Source organism: Arthrobacter sp. NPDC057013 (assembly GCF_042674585.1).
Lineage (GTDB): Bacteria > Actinomycetota > Actinomycetes > Actinomycetales > Micrococcaceae > Arthrobacter.
Genome location: NZ_JBHUSE010000014.1, coordinates 38,410 through 62,617 on the forward strand (window position 1 = coordinate 38,410; position 24,208 = coordinate 62,617).

24 protein-coding genes are annotated in these 24,208 nt (G+C 68.0%); 12 read left to right on the forward strand and 12 right to left on the reverse strand.

The window, feature by feature from the left end; all coding sequences use genetic code 11:
- Window positions 1-208 precede the first annotated feature (208 nt).
- Window positions 209-1,486, reverse strand: coding sequence for a pyridoxal phosphate-dependent aminotransferase (locus tag ACFTSA_RS16780; RefSeq protein ID WP_377952708.1), 1,278 nt, complete (start codon window positions 1,484-1,486; stop codon window positions 209-211).
- A 122-nt stretch (window positions 1,487-1,608) separates the two neighbouring features.
- On the opposite strand from ACFTSA_RS16780, the gene ACFTSA_RS16785 reads away from it, so the two are divergent.
- Window positions 1,609-3,477 carry a glycoside hydrolase family 15 protein gene (locus tag ACFTSA_RS16785; protein WP_377952709.1) on the forward strand — a complete coding sequence of 623 codons (1,869 nt, stop codon included), beginning with the start codon at window positions 1,609-1,611 and terminating at the stop codon, window positions 3,475-3,477.
- A 7-nt stretch (window positions 3,478-3,484) separates the two neighbouring features.
- On the opposite strand, the gene ACFTSA_RS16790 is transcribed toward ACFTSA_RS16785, so the two are convergent.
- A complete protein-coding gene (locus ACFTSA_RS16790) occupies window positions 3,485-4,441 on the reverse strand; it encodes a peptidase (protein ID WP_377952710.1) in 957 nt (318 codons plus the stop codon).
- Window positions 4,442-4,720: 279 nt separating this feature from the next.
- Here ACFTSA_RS16790 and ACFTSA_RS16795 point away from each other — a divergent pair, with 279 nt between their 5' ends.
- Together ACFTSA_RS16795 and ACFTSA_RS16800 are read left to right on the forward strand one after the other, a co-directional pair.
- Window positions 4,721-5,188 (forward strand): hypothetical protein, encoded by a 468-nt coding sequence (locus ACFTSA_RS16795; RefSeq protein ID WP_377952711.1) that lies wholly within the window; start codon window positions 4,721-4,723, stop codon window positions 5,186-5,188.
- Window positions 5,189-6,085: an LssY C-terminal domain-containing protein gene (locus ACFTSA_RS16800; RefSeq protein WP_377952712.1), complete on the forward strand. Its 897-nt coding sequence runs from the start codon at window positions 5,189-5,191 to the stop codon at window positions 6,083-6,085.
- Window positions 6,086-6,150: 65 nt separating this feature from the next.
- Here the strand turns inward: ACFTSA_RS16800 and ACFTSA_RS16805 are convergent, their stop codons facing one another.
- Window positions 6,151-6,792: an NADPH-dependent F420 reductase gene (locus ACFTSA_RS16805; RefSeq protein WP_377952713.1), complete on the reverse strand. Its 642-nt coding sequence runs from the start codon at window positions 6,790-6,792 to the stop codon at window positions 6,151-6,153.
- Between the two features lie 404 nt (window positions 6,793-7,196).
- Between ACFTSA_RS16805 and ACFTSA_RS16810 the strand changes: the two genes are divergently transcribed.
- From ACFTSA_RS16810 to ACFTSA_RS16820, 3 genes are all read left to right on the forward strand, one after another.
- Entirely contained in the window at window positions 7,197-7,388 is a 192-nt protein-coding gene (locus ACFTSA_RS16810; RefSeq protein WP_377952714.1) for a hypothetical protein, read from the forward strand.
- A 166-nt stretch (window positions 7,389-7,554) separates the two neighbouring features.
- Entirely contained in the window at window positions 7,555-8,151 is a 597-nt protein-coding gene (locus ACFTSA_RS16815; RefSeq protein ID WP_377952715.1) for a DUF1992 domain-containing protein, read from the forward strand.
- 27 nt (window positions 8,152-8,178) lie between these two features.
- Window positions 8,179-9,072, forward strand: a complete 894-nt coding sequence (locus ACFTSA_RS16820; protein ID WP_377952716.1) for an HNH endonuclease — start codon at window positions 8,179-8,181, stop codon at window positions 9,070-9,072.
- Window positions 9,073-9,087: 15 nt separating this feature from the next.
- Here the strand turns inward: ACFTSA_RS16820 and ACFTSA_RS16825 are convergent, their stop codons facing one another.
- Genes ACFTSA_RS16825 through ACFTSA_RS16835 form a run of 3 tightly spaced genes read right to left on the reverse strand, consistent with a single transcriptional unit; the run spans window position 9,088 to window position 12,284 of the window.
- A complete protein-coding gene (locus ACFTSA_RS16825) occupies window positions 9,088-9,411 on the reverse strand; it encodes a DUF6221 family protein (RefSeq protein WP_377952717.1) in 324 nt (107 codons plus the stop codon).
- Between the two features lie 39 nt (window positions 9,412-9,450).
- Window positions 9,451-10,410, reverse strand: coding sequence for an NUDIX domain-containing protein (locus ACFTSA_RS16830; protein WP_377952718.1), 960 nt, complete (start codon window positions 10,408-10,410; stop codon window positions 9,451-9,453).
- The gene (locus ACFTSA_RS16835; protein WP_377952719.1) at window positions 10,407-12,284 is read right to left on the reverse strand and encodes an ABC transporter ATP-binding protein; all 1,878 of its coding nucleotides are present in this window, start codon (window positions 12,282-12,284) and stop codon (window positions 10,407-10,409) included. Before ACFTSA_RS16835 ends, ACFTSA_RS16830 begins: the two co-directional genes overlap by 4 nt.
- Window positions 12,285-12,553: 269 nt before the next feature.
- Here ACFTSA_RS16835 and ACFTSA_RS16840 point away from each other — a divergent pair, with 269 nt between their 5' ends.
- Window positions 12,554-12,931 carry a hypothetical protein gene (locus ACFTSA_RS16840; RefSeq protein ID WP_377952720.1) on the forward strand — a complete coding sequence of 126 codons (378 nt, stop codon included), beginning with the start codon at window positions 12,554-12,556 and terminating at the stop codon, window positions 12,929-12,931.
- 31 nt (window positions 12,932-12,962) lie between these two features.
- On the opposite strand, the gene ACFTSA_RS16845 is transcribed toward ACFTSA_RS16840, so the two are convergent.
- The 3 genes from ACFTSA_RS16845 to ACFTSA_RS16855 form a co-directional block, all read right to left on the reverse strand.
- Window positions 12,963-13,187 carry a hypothetical protein gene (locus ACFTSA_RS16845; protein ID WP_377952721.1) on the reverse strand — a complete coding sequence of 75 codons (225 nt, stop codon included), beginning with the start codon at window positions 13,185-13,187 and terminating at the stop codon, window positions 12,963-12,965.
- A 156-nt stretch (window positions 13,188-13,343) separates the two neighbouring features.
- Window positions 13,344-15,209: a Na+/H+ antiporter gene (locus ACFTSA_RS16850; protein WP_377952722.1), complete on the reverse strand. Its 1,866-nt coding sequence runs from the start codon at window positions 15,207-15,209 to the stop codon at window positions 13,344-13,346.
- Between the two features lie 53 nt (window positions 15,210-15,262).
- On the reverse strand, window positions 15,263-15,424 hold the full coding sequence (locus tag ACFTSA_RS16855; RefSeq protein ID WP_377952724.1) for a hypothetical protein: 162 nt from the start codon (window positions 15,422-15,424) through the stop codon (window positions 15,263-15,265).
- Between the two features lie 231 nt (window positions 15,425-15,655).
- Between ACFTSA_RS16855 and ACFTSA_RS16860 the strand changes: the two genes are divergently transcribed.
- Complete coding sequence (locus ACFTSA_RS16860; RefSeq protein ID WP_377952726.1) at window positions 15,656-16,267, forward strand: NADPH-dependent FMN reductase; 612 nt, start codon at window positions 15,656-15,658, stop codon at window positions 16,265-16,267.
- 141 nt (window positions 16,268-16,408) lie between these two features.
- Here ACFTSA_RS16860 and ACFTSA_RS16865 read toward each other — a convergent pair whose 3' ends face one another.
- The 3 genes from ACFTSA_RS16865 to ACFTSA_RS16875 are packed head-to-tail and all read right to left on the reverse strand — an operon-like array spanning window position 16,409 to window position 20,623.
- Window positions 16,409-17,932 (reverse strand): carboxyl transferase domain-containing protein, encoded by a 1,524-nt coding sequence (locus ACFTSA_RS16865; protein WP_377952728.1) that lies wholly within the window; start codon window positions 17,930-17,932, stop codon window positions 16,409-16,411.
- 2 nt (window positions 17,933-17,934) lie between these two features.
- Window positions 17,935-19,182: a CaiB/BaiF CoA transferase family protein gene (locus ACFTSA_RS16870; RefSeq protein WP_377952730.1), complete on the reverse strand. Its 1,248-nt coding sequence runs from the start codon at window positions 19,180-19,182 to the stop codon at window positions 17,935-17,937.
- 52 nt (window positions 19,183-19,234) lie between these two features.
- Window positions 19,235-20,623, reverse strand: coding sequence for an SLC13 family permease (locus ACFTSA_RS16875; protein ID WP_377952732.1), 1,389 nt, complete (start codon window positions 20,621-20,623; stop codon window positions 19,235-19,237).
- A gap of 131 nt (window positions 20,624-20,754) precedes the next feature.
- Between ACFTSA_RS16875 and ACFTSA_RS16880 the strand changes: the two genes are divergently transcribed.
- From ACFTSA_RS16880 to ACFTSA_RS16895, 4 genes are all read left to right on the forward strand, one after another.
- Window positions 20,755-21,456 (forward strand): FadR/GntR family transcriptional regulator, encoded by a 702-nt coding sequence (locus ACFTSA_RS16880; RefSeq protein WP_377952733.1) that lies wholly within the window; start codon window positions 20,755-20,757, stop codon window positions 21,454-21,456.
- A 4-nt stretch (window positions 21,457-21,460) separates the two neighbouring features.
- Window positions 21,461-22,192, forward strand: coding sequence for a glutamine amidotransferase (locus ACFTSA_RS16885; protein WP_377952734.1), 732 nt, complete (start codon window positions 21,461-21,463; stop codon window positions 22,190-22,192).
- Between the two features lie 286 nt (window positions 22,193-22,478).
- Entirely contained in the window at window positions 22,479-22,877 is a 399-nt protein-coding gene (locus ACFTSA_RS16890) for a cupin domain-containing protein (RefSeq protein ID WP_377952735.1), read from the forward strand.
- Between the two features lie 144 nt (window positions 22,878-23,021).
- Window positions 23,022-24,038 carry a magnesium and cobalt transport protein CorA gene (locus ACFTSA_RS16895; RefSeq protein WP_377952736.1) on the forward strand — a complete coding sequence of 339 codons (1,017 nt, stop codon included), beginning with the start codon at window positions 23,022-23,024 and terminating at the stop codon, window positions 24,036-24,038.
- Window positions 24,039-24,208: the final 170 nt, after the last annotated feature.

The following is a 24,208-nucleotide window of genomic DNA, read 5'->3' on the forward strand; positions in this document are numbered from 1 at the left end:
TGGCGGCGCCCCCCCCCCCCCGGGCGGTCCCCTCACCCGGCCGGGGGCCGCCGTGAGGCCCCCCCCCCTCGGTCCCCCGGGGGGGGGGGCGGGCCCCCCGGAGCCACGGAATTAGAAACCAACATTACGGGTTTTTTCTCCCCCCCCCCCCCCCTAAAACGAAACGGGGCCGCGGGGGCCCCCCCCCCCCGCCCCCCGCTTCACTAACTCAGGCGCTCAGCTCGTCCGGAGCGTGGTGGGCGTTGCCGGACATGGCGCGGGCGCGGCCGGCCTTGGCCCGGTACGAGGACAGGAAGGTGGCGATGCGGCGCACGGCCTCGCGGATGTCGTCCACGGCGGGCAGGATGACGAACCGGAAATGGTCCGTGGCGTGCCAGTGGAACGCCGTCCCGTGCGAGACCAGGATTTTCTGGTCCTGCAGCAGGTCAAGAACGAACTGTTCGTCGTCCACGAAGGGGTACATCTCCGGGTCCAGCTTCGGGAACAGGTACATCGCGCCGGCCGCGGGCACGCAGCTCACGCCGGGAATCTCGTTGAGGAGCCGGCAGGCGAGGTCGCGCTGTTCCCGCAGCCGGCCGCCGGGCCTGATCAGGTCCGTGATGCTCTGGTAGCCGCCCAGCGACGTCTGGATCGCATGCTGCGCGGGAACGTTGGGGCAGAGCCGGAGCGAGGCCAGCAGTTCGAGGGACTCCCGGTACGCGGCGGTGGCCCAGCGGGGTCCGCAGACAGCCACCCAGCCGGCCCGGTAGCCGGGCATCCGGTAGGCCTTGGACAGGCCGGAGAACGTGAGCACCGGGATGTCCCGGGCCACGGAGGCGGTGTGGATGTGGACGTTGTCGTCGAACGTGATCTTCTCGTAGATCTCGTCGGAGAACAGCACCAGGTCATGGCGGCGGGCCAGATCGGCGAACCCTTCGAGGATCTGCCGGGGATAAACGGCGCCGGTCGGGTTGTTGGGGTTGATGAGCACGATGGCCCGCGTGCGGTCGGTGATTTTCGCCTCGACGTCGGCCATGTCCGGCCACCAGTTGTTCTCTTCATCGCACACGTAGTGCACCGCGCTCCCGCCGCAGAGCACGGTGGCGGCAGTCCACAGGGGATAGTCCGGGGACGGGATGAGTACCTCGTCGCCGTCCTCCAGGAAGGCCTGCAGCGTCATGGAAATGAGTTCACTGACCCCATTGCCGATGAAGATGTCCTCGACGCCGATGTCCATCAGGCCCTTGGTCTGGTAGTACTGCGAGATGGCGGTCCGGGCGGAGAAGATGCCCTTCGAATCGCTGTAGCCCTGCGCCTCGCGCAGGTGGTGGATCATGTCCACCACAATGGACTCCGGCGCATGCAGGCCGAACGGCGCCGGGTCCCCGAGGTTCATGCGCAGGATGCTGTGGCCTTCGGACTCCATCTTCTTCGCCGCATGCTGCACCGGACCCCTGAGGTCGTACCGGACATCTTGCAATCGGCTGGAATTCTGCATGGCGCGCATGAGGCATGTTTTCACAGCTGCGCCGCTCCGGACAATGTGAACCGTGCCGCCCTGCCGGGGCCTCTACGGCGGGCAGCGTCCGTGCCCTCGCAGAGGCTTGCCGAATCGGTTATGGTGCGGGCATGGCCAGTGACCCGATTGCTGATTATGCCCTGCTCTCCGACTGCCGATCCGCCGCGCTGGTGGGGGCCGGGGGATCGGTGGACTGGCTGTGTTTTCCTCGCTTTGACAGCCCCTCGGTGTTTGGCCGGATCCTCGGCGAGGAGGCCGGCTTCTGGGCGATCCGGCCGGCCGGCGTGACCGGTGCGTCGCGGCGCTACGTGGGGCCGAGCATGGTCCTTGAAACGGCGTACGCCACAGGGTCCGGGACGGTGACGGTGACCGATGCCCTGCTGCTCGGCGACGGGAACCGCGGCCACGAACTGGGTGCCGGCTCGCCCGGGGCCCTGCTGCGGAGTGTCAGGTGCACAGGCGGCGAAGCCGGGGTGGACGTGATCTTCGACCCCCGGCCCGAATACGGCTTGGTCCGGCCGCTGCTGCTGCAGACCGCCGGCGGCCTGCTCGCCCGGGGCGGAGCCGACGTGCTGGCCCTGTCCAGCCCGGTCCCGTTCGAGCTCGACGGCGGACCTGCCCGGACCCGGCTGTCCCTGCGGACCGGCGATGTGGTGCACTTCGTCCTTCACCACCGGCACAGCTGGCAGGACCGGCCGCCCCTGTGGGACCAGTCGGAAGCAGCGCGCCGGCTTGAGGACACGCTGGAGGGCTGGACCAGCTGGTCGGACCTCCACCAGGGCTACCACGGGCCCTGGCAGGACCTGGTCAACGCCAGCGGACGGTTCCTGCAGGCACTGACGTACTATCCCACCGGGGCCATGATCGCCGCCGCCACCACATCGCTGCCCGAGGTGGCCGGCGGCAACCGCAACTGGGATTACCGGTACACCTGGATCCGGGACGCGAGCATGACGCTGCAGGCGTTGTGGGTGGCGGCGTGCCCGGACGAGGCCGGAAAGTTCTTCCAATTCCTGGCCGCAGCGGTGGCGGCGCAGCACGACGGCGAGGACCTGCAGATCATGTACGGCATCGGCGGCGAACGGGACCTGTCCGAGCGCGAGTTGGCGCACCTTCCGGGCTGGCGTTCCAGCGCGCCCGTGAGGGTGGGCAACGGCGCATGGCAGCAGCGCCAGCTTGACATCTACGGGGAGCTGCTGGACGCCGCGGCCCGGCTGCCGGAGCTCCTCGCCGGCCTGGAACCGGAGACGAAACGGTTCCTGGCTGGCGCGGCGGACCTCGCTGCTGCCCGCTGGCACGCACGGGACCAGGGCATCTGGGAGGTCCGCGGCGAGCCCCGCCATTTCCTGCACTCTAAGCTCATGTGCTGGGTGGCCGTCGACCGCGCCATCCGGCTGGCCGATACTCTGGACGCCCGGGACCGGGTCCGGGACTGGGAGCAGGCACGGGAGGAGATCGCAGCCACGATCCGCGGCCAGGGCTGGAGTGATGCGGCGAACGCCTACACCCAGGCGTTCGGCTCGACCGAGCTCGACGCGTCCAGCCTTCTGCTGTGCATTGTGGGCTTCCTGCCCGCCGACGACCCGCGCATGCTGGCCACCATCGACGCCGTGGACCGGCACCTGACAGATGACCGGGGCCTGGTGTACCGGTACCGTGCTGCCGACGGGCTTCCGGGCGAGGAAGGGACGTTCCTGCTGTGCACGTTCTGGCTGGCCCAGGCCCTGGCGCTCGCCGGACAGACGGAAAGAGCCCGCACTATTTTTGACCGTGCTGCCGGCTTCGCCACCGATCTGGGGCTGCTGGCAGAGGAAGTGTCGGCTGACGGCAGCGAACTGCTGGGGAATTTCCCGCAGGCGTTCAGCCACATCGGGCTCGTCAACGCGGCCTGGGCCATCGCCTCCGCCGAAAAGACCTCCGCCGAAAAGACCTCCGCGGAAAAAATCGGGAAGGACTTCGAACAGAACGGCAAGGACTAGCGACGGCTCAGAGTTCCGGGACGCATTCCCCGCCACCCAGAACGGCCAGGCCGGCGAGGTCGCCGGCCGCGAAGTCGGTGACTCCGGTACCTTCCGGGTTCATTAGCTGGGTGGGGTCGTTCACGTGGTCCAGCCCCACGACGTGGGCGAGTTCGTGCATGATGACGGCCCGGCCGTACTTCGATCCGTCAGGCCACCGCAGGATGTCCGCGAAATCGGGGGCGTCGAGTGCAACCTGGCCCGCCACCAGGACATAGGGCTGACCCTCCACATACGCGTACCCGCTGCCGCCCAGGCCGTCGACGTCCCCCGCCAGGTCGGGACTCTCCGAAGGATTGGACCAGGCAATGAGCACGGGCGCCCACCGCTTGCCGTACAGGTCCGGCTGGTACGTTTCGCGCTCGTCGCGGGGGGCCTCCGACGTTGGTCCGTCATAAACGAAGCGCAGCCCGGTGGCGGCAGAAACCCTGGCGACCGCTTCCTGGATCATCTGGTCGGCACCGGGCGGGGCGTTGTCGGGACGGACCACGTAGTGCACGGGCCGGCAGGGATCGTAGGCGGCGAATGGCTGGCCAGGGTCGGGGGATTCCTGCAGGGCGTACGCCTTTGAGCCTGTGCTGGCGGGCGGCTGCCCGAGCGGCGCACCTGCGGCCTCGAATCCGGGCGGCGGCACCGGAGCGCCGGGGAGGTACGGCAGAACTGCAGGCAGCACAAAGCGTTCGAATGCCATCGGCACCGCGGAGAGGCCCGCGAGCAACGCGATGCCCGCATAGATGGCCCACTTCCTGCCGAGGCGCCCTCTGCGCCGTCCGTAGGCGGGGCCGCGAACCGGCATGTGGGCCGACGGCTCCGTACGCCACGGGGCCGGGTCCTGCAACGCCCCGAAAGCCTCGTCGATGGCCCACTGCGGAATGCGCCCGCTCGCGGACCGTCGGACGCCGGGCGGCAGTCCCTCGGTAGGCACGGAGGAACCGGTAGGCACGGAGGAACCGCCGGGAAAAGGAGAGCCGCCGGGCGCGCCAAAATCTGATGCGGGCGGGCTCTCCCGCCAGTTGGAATCCGGACGCAACAGTGTCCCCCTGGTTGTTGCATGTGGCCATCACGAGAAATGGCTCACCCAAAGCATAAGCGCGCAGGGCGACAATAGCTGCCATCAATCTTCAACGCCGTTGCCGCGGTCGGCGGACCTGACGTAGCTTCGGGGTAGAACATGCTTGGGAGTTGGCCAGAAGGAGTGTTGAGGATGTCCCTGTTCAAAGGACTTGTGAACGGAGCGCTCGCCGGCGCCGCGGGAACCACGGCGCTGAACGCCGTCAGCTACCTGGACATGGTGTGGCGGGGCCGGGCGGCGAGCACCACCCCCAGCGACTCGGTGGAGCGGCTGGCGGAACGGGCAGGCGTGACCATCCCGGGGACCGAGGACCAGCGCGGGAACCGTGTGGAGGCGCTTGGCCCGCTGCTCGGGATCGCCACCGGCATGGGCCTCGGCGCTGTGCTGGGGGCGGCCGGATCCTTGGGGGTGCGCACGGGCCCGGTCGGGTCGGTGGCGGTGGCCTCCGTGGCCGCCCTGCTGGTCTCGAACGTTCCCATGACCGCCCTGGGCGTGACTGATCCGCGGACCTGGAGTGGTGCGGACTGGGCCAGCGACATCGTGCCTCACGTAGCGTACGGCGCGGTCACGGGGCACCTGCTGGAGCACCTGCCCAAGTAAGTGGCTGTTCCCAAGGAAACCGAAGCGACCCAGGAGCCCGAGCACTCCCGGCCGGACAGCCGGAAGGCGCGCTGGGGCACCCGCTGGGCCACCGTCGTCGCAGTCCTCCAGCGCCTGCTCTACGTGGCCGTCACCGCCGCCGTGGGCTGGGCCGTCTTCTTCTTCCTGCTCGCCCGGCTGGCCAGGGGACCGGAGCAGGTGTGGGTGTTCCTCCCCGTCTGGCTGATTGCCGCCTACGCCTTCCTGCCCCGCGTCCACAAGATCCTGAGCAGCCTGTACCTGCCGAACTACTTCATCGGACGTGCCCGCACCGGAGATGGTGTGCTGGGCGATCCGATCAATCTCGCCGTGATCGGCCCGGCGGACGAGCTGCGCACCGCAATGCTCACCGCAGGCTGGATCGAGGCCGACCCCGTCACCCCGGCCACCGCCTGGCGCACCCTCACCGCGACGCTGCTGGGCCGGAGTTATCCGCAGTCGCCGGTCAGTGCCCTGTACGTCTTCGGCAACAGGCAGGACATGGCGTTCCAGCGGGAAATCGACGGCAACCCCCGCAAGCGGCACCACGTGCGGTTCTGGAAATGCCCGGACGGCTGGATGCTTCCCGGCGGGTTCGCCGTCGACTGGGTGGGAGCCGGAACATACGACAAAAGCGTGGGACTCTCGCTGTTCACGTTCCAGATCACGCACAAGATCGCCGACGGCACTGACGAAGAGCGCGACTTCATCATCGGAACGCTGAAAACTGCCAACGCAGTGGAATCAGTGCACGTCATCCGGCACTTCTCCTCTGGCTACCACCACCGCAACGGCGGCGGGGACAGCATCCGGACGGACGGTCACCTGCCCATCATCGACCTCCGGCCGCCGGGCTGCCGGGAGCCGGGTATGGCTTGACCTGCCGGGGCGGGAGGACGACGGCGGGCCTCACCCGCCGTCGTCCGCTTTCCTTTGACACGGATTCAGATGGTCCGCGTAGCCTTCGCCAGGTTCGCGGCCAGCTCGGCCGCGTTCTGCCGGACGACGTACGCCGGCCGGTCCCGCTCCACGCGCCAGCTGTCGGAGAGGGGGCCGATGTCCACGGTGTCGAAGCCGAACTCGTCGTAGAGCTTCGCCACCAGCTCACTCGCCTCGGGGTAGTCACTGGCCGTGGCCAGCGCGCGGCGGTTCTGCGTGCCGGGCGGGGTACCGTCCGAGGTGATCTCTTTGGCCATGATGTGGTTGAAGCCCTTGGCCACCTTGGACTCGGGAAGGTGCTCCTGCAGCAGCCCGGACGTGGTGGCTTCCCCGTTGTCCAGTTCCGGGAAGCGGCCGTCGCGTTCCCAGTAGTAATTGTTCGTATCGATCACGATCTTTCCGGCCAGCGGTTCCACGGGGATGTCCCGGTAGCTCCTGAGCGGAACGGTGACCACCGCGAAGTCGCCCGCTGCTGCGGCCTCTGCAGCGGTGGCTGCCTTCGCCCGCGGTCCCAGCTCCGCAACGAGCGCTGCCAGGGTTTCCGGCCCCCGCGAATTGCTGATCACCACGTCATAGCCGAGCTCTACAGCCTTGCGCGCAACCTGGCTTCCAATGTGTCCTGCACCGATGATTCCGATTGTTGTCATGTCCGGCGCAACAGCCGCCGGCCGGCAGGTATTTCGCACATTACGCCAGACGACTTGCGCCGGACGGTTTCCCTCAGGCGGCGGGGCCGCCGGCGGCCCGCGCGTGCCCAAGTAGCGGAAGCCGCGCAAATTCGAGTACCTGCTACGGATGACCCGCGCCGCCGGGGCGCATAGGGTTGGTTTATTGGGTGGTGGAAAGTGTGCCGGTGCCACCGGCAGACACTGGGCTGGGACGGCCGCCACGGTTGTTGCCGGACCCGCCGGTCCTCCCCGGCTGATTCGGCACGTCGGTGATCGCCGGACCGGTTGGACGCAGGGCTCGCCAAAGCCTCGTCTGACGGCCGGCAGTCATGGTTGAGTACCCGGTCCGGCCTTAATTTGCCGCCTCACCTGCGAGGGCCCCCATGAAAATTCCGAGGTCTGAACTTCCCGTCATCACGGCGGCTGTGAACACGGCACCCGTCAAGGCGGTTCCCGACCAACCGTCGGGGCCGGCAGCGGCCGCCCCGGACGCTGCCGCCGTGCGGCCGCAAGGCGACGGGGCCGCCCCCGTGCCGGCGCGCGCCGATATCGGCAACTGGCCCGATCCGATGTAAGCAGAACATGACGAAAATGCGCCGCTGCAGGCGGACGACGGCGGGAGGTCCCGCCGTCGTTGTTCTTCCAGGGCCTGCCTCGTTCCCAACAGGGCTCCGTTGAACTGTCAGGCACGGGCCGGAATACTGGAATCGGGACGATGTCCGGCGGCAAGGCGGTGAAAAGGTGACAGGTTCAACGGGCGGTAACTTCCGGCGGAAGGTGGAGCGCGCTGCCCAGCTCCGGGCCCTCCGGTCCGCCGGCGGGACAGCGGAGGAGGACGCGGAACTGTCAGCCGCCGAGTCCGAACTGCGGGAAAAGCGCCGCAAGGTCAGCGACGCTGCCCGCGCCGACTACCTGATCCGGGACGCGATGGCGCAGGGAAAATTCGACAACCTGAAATACTCCGGGAAACCGATTCCCGGGCTCGGCGAGGGGTACGACCCCGACTGGTGGGTGAAGGGCCTCATCCAGCGCGAGCACCTCAGCGGCCTGGGACCAAAAGCGATCCTGTTGCGCACCGAGGATGCTGAGCTGGACGCCAGACTGGATGCCCAGTACACGGAAAAGCAGGTCCGCGACATCGTCGGGGACTTCAACGCCAGCGTCATCGATGCACGCCGCCAGCTGCAGGGCGGGCCGCCGGTGGTGACGAAAACCCGTGACGCCGACGTCGAGGTGCAGCGGTGGCGCGAACGGCGGGCGGCGGCCGCGGCTGTGCCGGCACCTGTTGCCGAAGCCAGACCGCCGTGGTGGCGGCGCCTGCGCAACCGCTCATCCTGAAGCCCCACGAGGTGGCACCATAAAGGAATGGTGGCTGTTCTGCTGGGCTGGAACCCGGGCGTAGGCGATACCTGGCCGGGCTATTCGCGGGTGGCGGATGAGCTGGGCGCTGCCGGCGTTTACCGGCGGGTGTGGCCCACTGGACCCGGAACCGGAACCGGAACGGGCACAGGCGCCGGAGCCCAGCCGGAACCGGGAGCGGACGCCTGGCTCTTGCTGCATGGAAAGACCGGCAGCGGGCTGATTGGCCACGGCGTGGTCGCCTCCGCACCGTATCTTGCTGCGGGGCCGGGGCTTGAAGGCGAACCCCGGACCTGCGTTGACGTCGACTTTGACGTGCTCCTGCCGCTCGGAGACCAGATCCCGGTGGATATCCTGGCAGCCGGCGCGCCGCTGACCGACTGGTCTGCCGCGGCGAGCGTTGCCTCCCAGGTGGTTCCCGAGGACCAGGCACGCGCCATCCGGGACGTCTGGGCCGAGAGCCTGCCGGCCGACGAGATGGATCCGGTTCTGCCTGTGCCCGGCACCCTGCCGCAGGACGCTTTGGTCCGGGTGGGCGTAAGCCGGTACGAGCGCGACCCGCACGCCCGGCGCGTCTGCCTGGCGCATCACGGCACCTCGTGTGCCGCCTGCGGGTTTTCCTTCGAGGCCGCCTACGGCCCGGAAGGCGAAGGCTTCATCCACGTCCATCACCTGGTGCCGGCAGCCCAGCTGGGACCCGGCTACGAGCTGGACCCTGTGGGCGACCTCGTTCCGCTGTGCCCCAACTGCCACGCCATGGCGCACCGGCGGCGGATCCCCTACACGGTGGCGGAACTGCGGGCCATGAGGTCCCGGGCGGGATACATCGGCGGATCCGTGGTGTCACAGCAGGAGCTGGACGCCCAGGCCGACGCCCGCCGCATCCTGGGCAGCACCTGAACCTGGTGACGGGACCTATGGGTACCAGAGCCAGTCCCGGTTGAAGTCCGGATGGTCGCTGTAGGGGACCGCGAGCGCATTGAGGGACAGGCTGGTCCACTCCAGCGCCTGCGGAATCCACTCGGTCTCGTCCCCGAAGGGATCGCTCACCAGCGTGGCCAGTGCCGTCTGCCTGGCCGCCTCGACGATGCTGATCAGGCGCCGCTTGGCTTCGCATTCCAGCAGCAGGCGGCGTTCGTACCACCTGCCGGCTTCGGACGTCGTGCGGTCGTCGAGCAGCTTGCGCGCAACCGCCTCGTCCTCGGCAATGCGCGCGGACAGGAACTCCACAATGTCCACTGTCTGAGCGTACGCCCGCCGCCACGCGGGCACACGCTGCTAGACGGCGGCGCGAAGGTCCACCGCCGTGCTGAGATCCAGCTCGGTGCTGAGGTCCGCCGGGGACAGCGGCAGGTAGTAGGCGGAGCGGTAGCGGGTGCGGTCGCCGGTCAGCACCCAGGCCGACCCCTTGCGGACGCGGAAGCGCTTGGCCAGGGCCGTCCGGTCGCGCCGGATGAGGTGGGCCAGGACGTCTGCCATGACATCCTCGTGCGTGCACAGAACCGTTCCCGTGCCGCGGGCCCTGGCCACGAGGTCCAGCGTGGCCGCCAGGTTCCCGCCGGCCAGGTGTTCCGTGCACTGCACTTCGAGGGATTCCCGGCGTGCCAGTTCCGCGACGGTTTCGACGCAGCGGATCGAGGGCGCCGAGGCGATGCGTTCGATTTCGAACATCGCCCCCAGCGAGGCCAGCGACCTGGCGGCCTGCTCGCCGGCAGGAGCCAGCGGCCGGAGGCCTGCCGCCGGATCCCACTCGTCCCGTTTCATCATTTCGGCCCCGCGAACCAGCAGCAGCATTTTCTCCCGCTCCGGCGCAGGACGGACGCCCAGCTCCAACTGGAGCCGGCTGCCGAGGGCGATGATGGCCGGCCTGTCCCGCGGTTCTGTCACCGTGCGCAAGGCGTCAGGCAGCGACAGCCACCGGACGGCGTCGACCTCTTCATTAGGAGTGAAGCGGCCTGACCCCGCCGCGGCAGCCCAGTAACGGATGGTCCTTATTCGGCCCTTGCTGTCCTCGTAGCGGATGCTGGGCAGTTCGGCGCCCAGGCGGCAGCGCAGGCCAGTTTCCTCGCGAACCTCGCGCTCCGCGCATTCCCGGCCGGTTTCACCGGGGTCGGCCTTGCCCTTGGGGATGGACCAGTCGACGTGGGCCGGCCGGTGGATCAGGAGCACTTCAGGTGTGCCTTTCGTTCCGATCCGCCAGGGCAGTGCGCCATACGTCGGGGGCTTCGTCCTGCTCATGCGCTGGTCTCCGTCTGAAGGCTGCCGTTTCCGGCAGGAAGCAGGTTCTCGGCAGGGACCACGTTCTCGGCGGGGACCAGCGTGAGGGTTGGGGCGTCCTTGGCATGCTGCAGGCTGTCCAGCCGGCTGTAGAGGCCGCCGGATGCAGCGAGTTCGCCATGCCTGCCGCTTTCCACGATCCGCCCCTTATCCAGCACGTAGATCCTGTCGGCCCGCTTGAGTGTCGAGAGCCTGTGGGCGATGACGATCACCGTGCGCCCGGCCATGAGCCTCTCGAGGCCGCGCATGACGTATTGCTCCGAGATGGCGTCCAGTCCGGATGTTGGTTCATCGAGGATGACGATGGGAGTGTCCCGGACCAGTGCGCGGGCGATGGCGATGCGCTGGCGCTGGCCGCCCGAAAGAGTGACGCCGCGCTCGGCCACCGGGGTGTCGTATCCCAGGGGCAGGTTGCGGACGAACTCGTCCACGTGGGCTGCCTCGGCCGCGGCCAGGACCTGCTCCCGGGTGACGTTCTCCGAGCCGTAGGCGATGTTGTCGTAAATGGTGCCGCGGAACAGGATGGATTCCTGCAGCACCATGGAGACCTGCCGGCGCACGGTGGCCACCTGCAGGTTCCGCACGTCGATGCCGTCAAGAAGGACTTCCCCCTCGGCGGCATCGTAGAGCCGCGGAATCAGGCTGACCACTGACGACTTGCCGGCACCCGTCGGGCCGGTGATCGCCACGACACTGCCGGGTTCGGCCTTGAGGTCAATCCCGTGCAGAACGTGCCGGTCGCCCTGGTAGCCGAAGCTGACCGAGCGGAGCTCCACGGCACCGGCCAGCCGCGGAGCGGGCTGTGCGCCGGGCAGGTCCGAGATGGCCGGCGCGGTGTCCAGGATTTCCTGGATGCGCTCGGCGCTGGCCTGGCCGCGGCTGATGACTGTCGTGAGCTTGGCCAGCGACTTCATGGGGGAATACAGGGCCTTGAGGTAGGCGAGGAAAACGAGCAGGAGGCCCAGCGTCAGGGATCCGTCCAGCACCCGCTGGGCGCCAATCCAGAGGACCAGCACCGTGCCCAGTGTTGCGATGATGTCAACCAGCGGCGAGAACATGGACTGCAGCCGGATAACCCTCAGGCCGGCGTCACGCCGTCCGTCGTTCCGGCTGCGGAAGTCCTCTTCGTGGCGCGCCTCGCTCGTGTAGGTCTGCATCACGCGGACGGAGGCGAACGTCTCCGACATCGCGGCCGCGATGTCACTGTCCCTGTTGCGGGCCTCCTTCGACGCACCCTTGATACGGCGCCGGTAGAACAGCACGGTGATGAACAGCAGCGGGGACACCGCAAGGCCGATCAGTGCAAAGGTCGGGTCGATCAGCACGCAGATGGTGGTGACGAACCCGAGGATGAAGATATTGGGCAGCAGCACCGACAGGATGGACACCATGAGGGCACGCACGTAGTCGACGTCCGTGGTGGTGCGCGTGACCAGGTCGCCCAGCCGCTGCTTGTCGTGGAAGGCCAGTGACAGCCGCTGCAGATGGGTAAAGACCTCAGCCCGGATGGTGGCCATCGCCCTCTCACCCACGCCATTGAGCAGCCGGGTGCCGAGGTAGTCCGCCCCCGCATTCAGCACTGTCATGACGAGCAGCGCAGAGGCGGCGAGCAGAAGCAGCTGGAGTTGGCTCAGGCCGGCCAGGCCGAGGAAGGCGGGCATCTCATGGAGCTTGGAGCTGCCTGTCGGCTGCAGCACGTCGTCGACGATGACCTTCATGGGCCACGGCAGGGCCACTTCCATGGCGGCGACAAACACCACCAGGAGGGCGCCGCCTGCCAGCGCCCATGCATGCGGAGCTATCGCCCCGCGGAACCGCCAAAAGGTTTGAAACATCTCTCCCCCTAAGAACCCGGCGGTCGCGGGCATCACCCGAACGCTGCGCGTTGGGCGATGCTCTGAGACCGGCCAGGGATAATCCCTGGTCCGGCCCACTATTTCCTAACGAGCTTTGGGAAAACCCTGCCGGAGCTTGGGGAAAACCTGCTGGCGGGGTGGAGTCCGACGGCGGTTGCACCGTTTGGGGGGCTTACAACCGGGCTGTCACGGACTACCGTTTGCAAGTAGAGGCATTTTCCAGCCCGCACGGCAGCAAAGGAGTCGGCATGGGTGACGTGTGGATCCGCACGATCAACCATGGACTGGTGCGGGCCGAGAGGGTCACGGAGATTGCCGCTTCCCGCGGATCGGTCCACGAGGAGCGCGGATATTCGATCAAGGCCGTGGCCGAAGGCAAGGCCTACATTCTGATCGACAACAGCGACCTCGAGGGCACGGCGGGCGCACGCTTCGGGCATGCCGGCCGCATGCAGGCGGCACTGCTGCTCGCCGTCGACGAGGCCCGCACCGCCTCCACGTCCATGGTGATCAGCTACGAACAGGACGGGGAACGCTGGGTCCTTACCCCGGCGTCGGACATTGCCGGTGAAGCGGTGCCGGCCGTGCCGATGACGTCCGGGGACCATCACCTGCCCACGGGCTGAAGTACGGCGAGTCCCGGTAGGCCAGCCCAGCCTAGTGTGCCACCGCGCCGGCATCCTCCGGACCCACAAAGTCGCAGGAGCCCTGGTGACGTTCGGGCAGGATGCATGTCCGGCCGGTGGCCAGGTGCACATTGCCGCAATGCCCAGCCAGGGCCACGTCCTCGCGGACATGGAAACTGTTGAGATCGGGCCGTTCCCCGCCGCCGACGGGCCGGGTTGAGGGCAAAGGCGTGCTGCTGTCGTCGGAAATGTCCATGCTGGCAAACTCCTCGTCGAGTGGCTGCCCCCAAAATGCAAGGCCAGTCGTGCGGATCCAATGCCTCCAGTCTCCCGCCGCCGGATTAACAGCCGGTTACGGGCCTGTTAGATCCGGTGGGCCATCCTGTCTCCGGATCCCGGAGGCTACCCTTTGCTACCCGAGCAGGTCGTCCACGTAGCACCACCGCCAGTCCTCACCCGGTTCGATGCTGCGCATGACCGGGTGTCCGGTGGCCTTGAAGTGCTTGGAGGCGTGGGTGGCGGGCGAGGAATCACAGCAGGCCACGTTCCCGCACTCGAGGCACATCCGCAGGTGGACCGTGGCGGTGCCCTCGCGGATGCAGGCGTCACAGCGTGCATCGCCGGGAACCTCGGGATCGTGTGCCCGCTCCAGGTGCTCGCAGTCGCCGCCCGGCCTGGCGACGGCACGGGAGCCGGAGACGTCGGCCTCCTCGATGACGGCGTCCAGCATGGACTCTTCGACGTCCAGCCGCTCCAGGACGCTGCTGAGCACCTCGTGGGCGTAGTTCCCGCCGCTCCTGAGTTCGAGGACCTTAGCCCGCTCCGCCTCCAGCATGGCCAGCCGCAGTTGGGCATAGCGCTGGCTGGGGGTGGCGGCTTCCGCCGTCGGCCTGCCCAGGCGCTCCCAGGCTGCCAGTCCGCGCTCCAGCGTCCTCCGCTTGAGCATGGCCACCACCTCAGGAGGGTCATCATCGGTCCGGAGTTCGTACAGCCGCTCCACTCCGGCCGCCGTGGCCTGCTGTGTCAGCGAGGCTTGGGAGAGTGCGTCCTCGCCCGGATCGGGGCCCTGTACGCGAAGCAGCCGCACCAGGGCGGGCAGCGTGAACCCCTGCAGCGCCAGGGTGCCGGCCACCACCACGAACGCCGCCAGAATCAGGACGGTTCGGTGCTCCAGCTCCTCAGGCAGCGTGAGCGCTGCCGCGAGCGTGACCACGCCGCGCATGCCCGCCCACGAGATGATGGCGGGGTATTGCCAGGGCGGCGCAGGGTCCTGCCGGGCCACGGCCGGGATGAGCCGGGGCAGATAGGTGGCCGGAAAGACCCAGACCGGGCGCAGCAGCAGCACGGCCAGCAGGATCACAGCACACCCGCCCCAGATCCTTGCAGCGCCCAGGGAGTCATCCTGGACGCCGTCGATGATGGTCCGGACCTGCAGCCCGATGAGGAGGAACACCGAGTTTTCCAGCAGGAACTGCACGGTCTCCCAGTTGCTCCGCTGGCTCTGCCGGGCGGCCCCGTTGGGCATGGAGGGGGCCTTGGTGCCCATGATCAGGCCGGTGACCACCACGGCCAGAACGCCGGACGCATGGATCGCCTCCGCCGGCAGGTAGGCCACGAAGGGTGCCATCAGCGACGTCGAGGTGTTGATGGCAACGTTGCGGATCCGCCGGCGCAGCTGGGTGAGGACGTAGGCTGCGGCGAGCCCCACCACCAGCCCGCCACCCGCGGCCAGCAGGAAGTCGGCGCCGATCTCGAGCACGGAAACACTTCCCGCGATGGCCGCCGCGGCGGCGCGGAGGCATACCAGGGCGGTTGCGTCGTTGACCAGCGACTCGCCTTCCAGGATGCTCACGATCCTGCGTGGCATCCCCACCTTGCGCGCAATGGCCGTGGCGGCCACCGCATCCGGCGGCGCCACCACGGCACCGAGCGCGATGGCCGCGGCGAGCGGTATCTCCGGGAACAGCCACCAGACCACCAGGCCAACGGCGATGGTGCCGAAGATGACGTAGCCCACCGAGAGCAGTGAGATGGCCCGTTTATTGGAGCGGAAGTCGAACAGCGAGGTCCGCAGGGCGGCGGCGTACAGCAGCGGCGGCAGCAGCCCCACCAGGACGAGTTCGGGGTTGAGGTCCACCCGCGGCACGAACGGGAGGAAGGAACCGGCCACCCCGGCGAGCACCAGAAGCAGCGGAACCGACACGTCAAGCTTCCGGCCCAGCGCGCTGACCGCGCAGACCACGGCGGCGAGCGCCAGCAACCCCAGGGCGACGTCCATGCGGCTATTCTCTCAGCTGTCGCAGACTGCCCGACGGCGGCCGGGGACTTCCGTCAGGATGTCCCCGAACGTTTGGGCGCAGGTTCGGCGACCTCGTCAGCACCTTCCGCCGGATCCTGCGAATGCATGCGGATATCGGTGGGGTCTGCCGTTTCGTCCCCTTCGGCGGGGGCTTCGCTGTGGATGCGCTGCAGCGATTCCGGGATCTCGCTCATGACTGCCGCTCCTCTGTTGCGGGTGTGTGCTGGGTGCCATCGCTTACGTTCATCTAGCTACCGCACCAGTCAGACTGTCAAGAACCGGCGCCGCGCTCTGGCCGTGGATTTTGTTCTGTGTTGAACTGTTGGGGTTGCACCCCGAAATGCCCTGCGGCCAACAGCCGCAGCACTGCCCTTTGCACCGTCGGCCCAGCCGGTTCGCGCCGGCTGTTGGGAAGGAACACCATTATGGCAACGCACAAGATCGGCTACTTCGTAGGGAGCCTTGCCAGCGGCTCCATCAACCGGACGCTCTCCAAGGCCCTCATCAAGCTCGCCCCGGGGGACCTCGAGTTCACCGAGATCCCGATCAAGGACCTGCCTCTGTACAGCTACGACTATGATGCCGACTTCCCGCCCGAAGGCCGTGCCCTCAAGGAAGCCATTGAGGGCTCCGACGGCATCCTCTTTGTCTCCCCGGAATACAACCGTTCCATTCCCGGTGCCCTGAAGAATGCCATCGACTGGGGATCCCGCCCCTGGGGCACCAACTCGTTCGCCCGCAAGCCCACCGGCATCATCGGCGCCTCGCCCGGGAGCATCGGCACGGCGGTGATGCAGTCCTCCATGCGCGCCGTACTGAGCTTCCTCGATGCCCCGCAGCTGAACGCGCCCGAGGCCTACGTGAAGTTCAGTCCGGACGTGTTCGGCAGCGACGGCGAGGTCAAGGACGAATCCACCGAGGCCTTCCTGCGGCACTACATGGAGGAGTATTGCGCCTTCGTCCAGCGGGTCCTGGCGGCCAACGCGCCGGGCCACATCGGCGACCCGGAACCCGACACCCAGAAGCTCTCCCGCTAACCTCATCCTCGTTCGTCCCGAAACACCCTCGCTCTTTCCCAGTTTTTGTCCAGATAATGGCCGCTCGGAGGCCCCGAAGCCCGATTATCTGGACAAAAACTCCTAGAAGTGGAGGGACGCGTTGTGGTGGGATGGGAGGTCCTAGAGGGGGAGGGGCACCAGGCCGCCGAGGTTGCGGTACTTTTCGAGCCGCTGCGGGAGGAGGTCAGCTACCCCGGCGGCCGAGAGCGCGGCCAGTTCGTACTCGATCGCCTGGCCGAGGCGCTGGCAGAACGCCCTGCCCTCGAGGGCCGCGTCGCCGCGTTCGTCCACGATGTGCTCCACCATTCCGTGGGCGTGGAGCGAAGCGACGTTGACGCCCTGCGCCTCGGACATGGCCGGGGCAAACTCAGTGCTCCGGTGAACGATGGCGCTCGCGCCTTCGGGCGGCAGCGGGGAAAGCCAGGCGTGCTGTGCCGCGATGGTGCGGTCGGCCGGGAACAGCGCCAAGGCGCCGCCGCCGGTTCCCTGCCCCATCAGCACGGAGACTGTGCGGGAGTTCAGCCCGATGAGGTCGTGCAGCGACCGGGCGATTTCGCCGGCCAGCCCGCCTTCTTCAGCTTCCCTGGACAGCGCCGCGCCGCCGGTGTCGATCACCGTCACCAGGGGCAGCCCGAGTTCCTCGGCCAGCCGCATGCCGCGGCGGGCCTCGCGCAGGGACGCCGGCCCCATGGCGGTCTGCTGCGAGGGCCGCGGCCGGGTGTGCCCGATCACCACGCAGGACTTCTGGCCAAAGCGGGCCAGCGCCAGCAGGAGTCCCGGGTCCTTTTCGCCCTGTCCGGTACCGTTGAGCGGAAGCACGTCGCGGGCGCCGTAGGCCAGCAGCTGCCGCAGGTCCGGGCGGCGCGGGTTCCGGGAGATTCCGATCGATTCCCAGGCGCCGGCGTCGGACGGTTTCACGGACAGCGTGCGCGGCGGACGGACCCGCGCAGGAGGGCCGGAGACAAGAATGCTCAGGGCACGGTCCACGACGTCGGACAGCTGCCACGGCGGGACCACCGCGTCCACGAGCCCCTTGTCGAAGAGGTTCTCGGCCACCTGGACGTTCTCCGGAAAGGGGGAACCGTACAGGGCCTCGTAGACGCGGGGCCCGAGGAATCCGAGCAGGGCGCCGGGTTCGGCCACGGTGATGTGCCCGAGGGAACCCCAGGAGGCCATGACGCCGCCGGTGGTGGGATGCCTTAGGTAGACGAGGTAGGGCAGGCCGGCCTGCCGGTGCGCCCGGACCGCCGCGCTGATCTTCACCATGGAAAGGAAGGCGATGGTCCCCTCCTGCATGCGGGTGCCGCCCGACGCCGGTCCGGCCAGGAGCGGAAGCCCCTCCCGGGTGGCCCGTTCGACGGCGTTCACTATCCGTTCCGCTGCGGCGAGGCCGATGGAGCCCGCCAGGAAGCGGAACTCGCTGACGATGACGGCCACCCGCCGGCCGCGGATGAGGCCTTCACCGGTTAGGACGGACTCATCCACGCCGGTCTTCTCCCGGGCCGCCGCCAGCTCCGCCCGGTATTCCGGGCTGGGGTCAGGGTCCACCACGGGGGAGTCCCAGGTGCGGTAGGAGCCGGGGTCGAGTACGGCGGCGATGAGTTCGGTGGCGTCCAGGTGGCGGGCCTTCTGGGCTGCACTCATGCTCAGCGGCCCTCCCCGGCGGCGCCGGCAGAGGCGGAGGCCGCGGCATCGGCCGGGACCAGCCCGAGCCACTGCCGAATCTGCTCGCCGTCCTGGTCCAGCAGCGGAGGGGCGGTGTGGGCCTTGAGCGTGGTTTCCGCGGTGTCCGCGGCGCTGAAGAACCGCAGCGGCGGCCCCGGCAAGGTGACGTTGCCCAGGATCTTATGGTCGACGTCGATCACCAGGCCCTGCGAATGAACCTGTTCCCATTCGTAAACCTCGTCCAGGGTGCGGACCTTGCCGGCCGGGATCCCGGCCTCGTTCAGCATGGCGAGCAGCGGTTCCGCCTCGTAGTCGGCGAACACGCGCTCCACCTCCTCGATGACCTTGTCCCGGTTCCGGACGCGCCCGGCGTTGGATGCGAACTCCGGCCGGTCCGCGTCGATGCCGAACGCCGTGGCAAACGTGTGCCACAGCTTCTCGCTGCCCACGCTGATCTGCACGCGGCCCTGCCGGCAGTGGAACAGGCCGTACGGCGCGATGGACGGGTGATGGTTGCCCTGGGCCTTGGGCACCTCGCCCGCAACGGTTGCGCGCGTGCCCTGGAACGCGTGCACGCCGATCAGGGCGGCAAGCAGTGAGGTCCGCACGATCTGCCCCTGGCCCGTCCGTTCGCGCTGCAGCAGCGCCGCGAGGGTGCCGAACGCCCCGTACATGCCGGAGAGCAGATCCGCGATGGGCACGCCCACCCGCTGGGGGTCGTCGGGGCCCGAACCGGTCAGGGACATCAGGCCGGCCTCACCCTGCAGGATCTGGTCGTAGCCGCTGCGGCGCGACTCCGGGCCGTCGTGGCCGAAACCGGTGATGGACAGGACCACCAGCGAAGGGTTCAGAGCGTGCATCTCCGCGGCGGAGAAGCCGAGCCGGTCCAGTACGCCGGGGCGGAAGTTTTCAATCACGACGTCGGCACGCTCCAGCAGTTCGCGTAGAACCGTACGCCCGTCGTCGCTCTTCAGGTCCAGGGCAATGGATTCCTTGTTGCGGTTGCAGGAGAGGAAGTACGTGGCCTGTGGGTCGTCCTCCGGGCCGACGAACGGCGGCCCCCAACCGCGCGTATCGTCGCCGGTCCCGGGGCTTTCAACCTTGATGACCCGGGCGCCGAGGTCCGCGAGCATCATGCCGGCGTGCGGTCCGGCCAAGGCCCGGCTCAGGTCCACCACAAGGTAGCCGGCGAGGGGTCCTTCGGGCTGGGGCGTGGATTCATGGCTCATGCTGGGTGTTCCTTCTCTTGCTTGGAGGGGCTGCTGGTGCGGGTCCGGGCGGCTACATCCAGCCGGGGAGGACCATGACCAGCCAGGCGATGGCGGGGCCGGCGACGACGACGATGCCGCTGTAGGCGAGGATCTGCCTGTAGAACCTGTCCTTGTCCACGTCCTCCGGGGCGTTGGCGAGGACCAGCGCGCCGTTGGTGGAGAACGGGGAGACGTCTACGATCGTGGCGGCGACGGCCAGGGCGGCAATCACGCCGACGGCGCCGATCTCGCCGGTGGACAGGAACGGGACGGCCAGCGGGATCAGGGCGGCCAGGATGGCGGTGGAGGAGGCGAAGGCCGAGACCACGGCGCCGATGTAGCAGATCAGCAGGGCCGCCAGCAGCGGCATTCCGAGGTGGGCGACGCTGTCGGAGACGAACTTGATGGTGCCGGCTTCCTCGAGGACGCCCACGAAGGTGAGCATGCCGCAGATCAGCAGGACGGTGGACCAGCTGATCTTGTTGATGGCGCCCTTCTGGGCAGCCGGCGACACGAGGGCCAGCACCATGGCGATGGTGATGGAGACGAACCCGACGTCCACCTTGAAGCCGAGGGAGATGACCGCGAGCGCGATGAGGCCGGCAATGGTGACCAGCTGCGGGACGGTGGCCCGGGCGCCGGAGGATTCGGCCGCATCAGCGGCTGATGGGGAGCCGGAGGTTCCCTTGGCGGTGACGCCGGAGGAAGAAATGTCGGAGCCGGAGCCCTGCAGGGTGACACCGGCGGCGCGGGCGCCGACGCTCACGGCCATCCGGGACTCGGCGGCCTGCTCCACGAGCCTGCCGGTTTTGGTGGAGAGCAGTTTGCTGCCGCCCAGGACGATGAAGAGCACTACGGCGATGGCGAGGTTGAAGATGAAGCTGGCGAGGAAGATCGCCATGGGGCTGGCTGCCAGGTCCGTCTTGGCGATGATGCCGTTGACCGTGACGCCGTAGACGGCGATCGGCGAGAATCCGCCGGCCTGTGCCCCGTGGATCACCATCATGCCCATCATCAGGGGGTTGATCTTGTGCTTCGCGGCGAAGCTGAGTGCGATCGGGGCGATGATCGCGACGGCGGCGGGGGAGAGGGCGCCGACGGCGGTGATGAGCGCGGTGATGGCGAACATGACCCAGGGGATCAGCGCGACTTTATTGCCCACCAGCCGGACAGCGCCGCGGACCAGCAGGTCGATGGTTCCGTTGTTCTGGGCGATCGCGAAGAGGTAGGTGACGCCGACGATCGTCAGGAACAGGCCGCCGGGGAAGTTGGCAAGAATGTCGCTGGTGGACATTCCCAGGACCACCGAGCCGAGCAGGAAGGCGCCCACGAAGGCCAGGGCGCCCATGTTGAGGGGCAGCACCGTGGCCAGCAGGAACATCACCGCCAGGATGATGATGGAAAGGACAGGAGCGGACATCGTTGTGCCTCCGGGATGAGAGTTGATGTGATGTGGCTTACAAGGGCTCACTGGCCTAGCCTCCTAGACACTAGGTGACTTTGTCAATATTCCTCCGCTAAGCTGGACCAAGAAACGCCGGAAGGACGTGCATGCCCAGGAAGACAGCAACGCAACAGATTTCCCGCGTCGCGCGCCCGCGCCTCTACGAGCAGCTCGTGGAGCAGCTGATGGACTTCATCGAGTCCGCTCAGCTCGGGCCCGGCGACACCCTCCCCGCAGAGCGGGACCTGGCCGAACGGCTGGGCGTCTCGCGCGCGACGCTTGCCCAGGCGCTGGTGGCGCTGGAGGTGCTCGGCGTCATCGATGTCCAGCACGGCACCGGCGCGGTCCTTGTCTACCGGCCGAACGTTCCTTCGGTGCTCAAAGGGCTGCGCGAGCACCGGAGCCGGCTTCCCGAGATTGTGGAGGCCCGGAGCACGCTCGAGGTAAAGCTGGCCGAGCTTGCCGCCGCGCGGCGCACCGACGAGGACATGCAGGCGATAGACAAGGCACTCGACGTCATGGCGGAGGAGGTGGCCTCGGGCGCGAAGGGGGCCCATGGCGACGAACTGTTCCACCAGGCCATCACCGCCGCGGCGCACTCCGGCGTGCTGGCCCAGCTCATGACCTTCATCGCCGAGATGATCCTCGAAACGCGGCTCGAGTCGCTGGGGCAGCCCGGCCGGCCGGAGCAGTCACTGGCTTCGCACCGCAAGATCGCGGACGCCATCCGGGCCCAGGATTCGGAGGCCGCCGCGGCGGCCATGCTGGACCACATCACCCTCGTATCCGACGTCGCCCTGCTGAAGTAAGCCAGTGAAGCCGTTTCTGCTGCTCGCCTCACGGGCCGAGGACGTCGCCGCGGAGGACGAATACGAGGCCTACCTGCGCTTTTGCGGGTTGGAGCCTGACCAGCTGACGCGGATCCGGATGGAGCGCGGGCCGCTGCCGGAACTGGATTTGGACGACTATTCCGGCGTCATCGTGGGCGGCAGCCCCTTCACCTCGAGCGACCCCGCCGAAAAGAAGAGCGAAGCCCAGCACCGCGTGGAGCGCGAACTGTCCGGGCTGCTGGACCGGATCGTGGCGGAGGACTTCCCGTTCCTGGGCGCCTGCTACGGCGTGGGCACCCTTGGCCTGCACCAGGGCGCCGTGATTGACCGGACCTACGGCGAGCAGTTGGGCGGCGTGACCATCAGCCTGAGCCCGGAGGGCCTGGCGGACCCATTGCTCGCCGGCCTGCCCGCGCAGTTCACCGCCTTCACGGGCCACAAGGAAGGGTGCACCGTGCTGCCGCCGCATGCGGTGCTGCTGGCGAGCTCAGCGGCCTGCCCGGTGCACATGTTCCGGATTAAGCAGAACCTGTACGCCACGCAGTTCCACCCCGAACTCGACGCCGAAGGCCTGGTGACCCGGATCGACATCTACCGCCACGCCGGATACTTCCCGCCCGAATCCGCTGAGGAGCTGATGGCGGCGGCCCGGACGTTCACCGCCACCGAACCGATGAAGATCCTGCGGAACTTCGTCAAGCTCTACGGCACGTAAGCCCGGCGGTAACGGAAGCGGACGACGGCGGGACGCACCCGCCGTCGTCCGTTTCCGTTTTTCGCGGGCCGACGTTCCCCATTGACTTCGGCCTGCGGAGGTCTACGGTTGAACTACGTCAACATTGATCTGTTGCGTGAGTGTGCGGCGAGGGGGCAGCCGCACCACGAATATGCGGCTGTTGCACGGTCACGCCTCGGCGGCAGTCCGCACCTCGCCAGCGTGGGACTTCTCCCCGGAGCCATTTTCAAATTTCAGGTCTCAACCAAATCTGCAGGTACCGTCCATGACCGCCAATTTCGTTACCGCCTTAGCCGTCAAATCCTTCGATGAACCGGACAAGAAGAGGTGCCCGGACAAAGCCGAGGTGGACCTGGTCAGCGTCAACGACTTTTCCGTTGCCCGGCTGATCCTTGCCCCCGGCTGGCGCTGGTCCGAATGCACCAAGCCCACGGAACAGACTCCCTTCTGCCAGCACAACCATCTCGGGTTCTGCATCTCCGGTGCCATGGAGGTGGAGACGCCGGAGGGGGACCGGTCCTTCATCCGTGCCAACGACACCTATGCGATTCCGCCGGGGCACGATGAGTGGGTGGTGGGTTCCGAGCCGTTCGTGGCTGTTGAATTCCTCGGCGCGGCGTCGTTCGGGCGGCCGGTGAGCCGCGGCCTGCACGCCAGAATCTGAACGGCCCGCGCACCGGCCCGCGCACCGGCCCGCGCACCGGCCCGGCCCGCGGCCCCTTATTGGCGCGCCCTCTTATTGGCACGGCGTCCCGGAAGGGCTAACGTCACTGCCATGGGATGCCGGTCCAGCTGAGGAGTCGCTGTCATGGCCATTATCGATAACGCCGTGTATGTGGCCGGACGCCGGACAGCTGACCCGGAGGGGCTGGAGGAGACCTACTTCCTGCTGCGGCAGCGCGAGGGCATGGCCTGGATCGGTCTCTACCGGCCGGACCCCCATGAGCTGCGCTCGGTGGCGGACGAGTTCGACCTCAGCCCCCTGGCTGTCGAGGACGCGCTGACCGGGCACCAGCGCGCCAAGCTTGAGCACTACGGTGACACGCTCTTCCTGGTGCTTCGCCCGGCACGGTACCTCGACGACGTCGAAAAGGTGGAGTTTGGCGAGATCCACGTCTTTGCCGGGCCGGATTTCGTGGTCACCGTCCGCCGGGCGGAATCACCGGACCTGGCACGGGTGCGCCGCCGCATGGAATCCGAGCCGGAGTTCCTCGCCCTGGGTCCCGACGCCGTGCTGTACGCCATCCTGGACCAGGTGGTCGACGAGTACGAGCCGGTTGCGGCCGGCCTGGAAAACGACATCGACGAGATCGAGGACGAGCTGTTCGGCGCGGACCCGGAGGTGTCCCGCCGCATCTACGAACTCTCCCGCCAGGTCATCACCGTGCAGCGCGCCACCGGGCCGCTGGCCGGAATCCTGCAGGCCATGATCAGCGGAGCACCGGACCACCACCCGGGCCCCGAGCTCCAGGACCACCTCCGGGACGTGCTGGACCACGTCCTGCGGCTCAACGACCGGATCGCGTCCTTCCGGGCGCTGCTGCAGAACGCACTCGCCGTCAACGCGGCCCTCGTCGCTCAGCGGCAGAATGACGAGATGCGCCGCCTCACCGAGTCCAGCTTCGCGCAGAGCGAGCAGGTCAAGAGGATCTCGTCGTGGGCCGCCATCCTCTTCGCGCCGACGCTCATCGGGACGATTTACGGCATGAACTTCCACACGATGCCGGAACTCGACTGGATCTTCGGGTATCCCATGGCGCTGGGGCTGATGATCGGGATGGGGCTGATCCTGTACGCCACCTTCAAACACAACAACTGGATCTAGGCAAAGCACAGCCTTACGCCGGTTTTTCCGCAGGAGCCGAAGCTTCGTCCAAGCTTCCGTGCAGCTGCGGTCCGGGGCGGGGCCGCGGAAAATACACTGGAATCAGCCTTCCACTGGCTCTTCCTGCCGGCCCCTCAGCTTTCGAAGGAACCCAAAATTCGCGCTTCGTC

What these genes read in the sequence shown, in the direction of transcription:
- ACFTSA_RS16835 (WP_377952719.1), bottom strand. Translation starts at nt 12,284, where the DNA reads ATGTTTCAAACCTTTTGGCGGTTCCGCGGGGCGATAGCTCCGCATGCA.
- ACFTSA_RS16880 (WP_377952733.1), top strand. Translation starts at nt 20,755, where the DNA reads ATGCCCAGGAAGACAGCAACGCAACAGATTTCCCGCGTCGCGCGCCCG.
- ACFTSA_RS16895 (WP_377952736.1), top strand. Translation starts at nt 23,022, where the DNA reads ATGGCCATTATCGATAACGCCGTGTATGTGGCCGGACGCCGGACAGCT.
- ACFTSA_RS16845 (WP_377952721.1), bottom strand. Translation starts at nt 13,187, where the DNA reads ATGGACATTTCCGACGACAGCAGCACGCCTTTGCCCTCAACCCGGCCC.
- ACFTSA_RS16805 (WP_377952713.1), bottom strand. Translation starts at nt 6,792, where the DNA reads ATGACAACAATCGGAATCATCGGTGCAGGACACATTGGAAGCCAGGTT.
- ACFTSA_RS16810 (WP_377952714.1), top strand. Translation starts at nt 7,197, where the DNA reads ATGAAAATTCCGAGGTCTGAACTTCCCGTCATCACGGCGGCTGTGAAC.
- ACFTSA_RS16830 (WP_377952718.1), bottom strand. Translation starts at nt 10,410, where the DNA reads ATGAGCAGGACGAAGCCCCCGACGTATGGCGCACTGCCCTGGCGGATC.
- ACFTSA_RS16850 (WP_377952722.1), bottom strand. Translation starts at nt 15,209, where the DNA reads ATGGACGTCGCCCTGGGGTTGCTGGCGCTCGCCGCCGTGGTCTGCGCG.
- ACFTSA_RS16785 (WP_377952709.1), top strand. Translation starts at nt 1,609, where the DNA reads ATGGCCAGTGACCCGATTGCTGATTATGCCCTGCTCTCCGACTGCCGA.
- ACFTSA_RS16780 (WP_377952708.1), bottom strand. Translation starts at nt 1,486, where the DNA reads ATGCGCGCCATGCAGAATTCCAGCCGATTGCAAGATGTCCGGTACGAC.
- ACFTSA_RS16860 (WP_377952726.1), top strand. Translation starts at nt 15,656, where the DNA reads ATGGCAACGCACAAGATCGGCTACTTCGTAGGGAGCCTTGCCAGCGGC.
- ACFTSA_RS16875 (WP_377952732.1), bottom strand. Translation starts at nt 20,623, where the DNA reads ATGTCCGCTCCTGTCCTTTCCATCATCATCCTGGCGGTGATGTTCCTG.
- ACFTSA_RS16865 (WP_377952728.1), bottom strand. Translation starts at nt 17,932, where the DNA reads ATGAGTGCAGCCCAGAAGGCCCGCCACCTGGACGCCACCGAACTCATC.
- ACFTSA_RS16840 (WP_377952720.1), top strand. Translation starts at nt 12,554, where the DNA reads ATGGGTGACGTGTGGATCCGCACGATCAACCATGGACTGGTGCGGGCC.
- ACFTSA_RS16890 (WP_377952735.1), top strand. Translation starts at nt 22,479, where the DNA reads ATGACCGCCAATTTCGTTACCGCCTTAGCCGTCAAATCCTTCGATGAA.
- ACFTSA_RS16795 (WP_377952711.1), top strand. Translation starts at nt 4,721, where the DNA reads ATGTCCCTGTTCAAAGGACTTGTGAACGGAGCGCTCGCCGGCGCCGCG.
- ACFTSA_RS16855 (WP_377952724.1), bottom strand. Translation starts at nt 15,424, where the DNA reads ATGAGCGAGATCCCGGAATCGCTGCAGCGCATCCACAGCGAAGCCCCC.
- ACFTSA_RS16870 (WP_377952730.1), bottom strand. Translation starts at nt 19,182, where the DNA reads ATGAGCCATGAATCCACGCCCCAGCCCGAAGGACCCCTCGCCGGCTAC.
- ACFTSA_RS16820 (WP_377952716.1), top strand. Translation starts at nt 8,179, where the DNA reads ATGGTGGCTGTTCTGCTGGGCTGGAACCCGGGCGTAGGCGATACCTGG.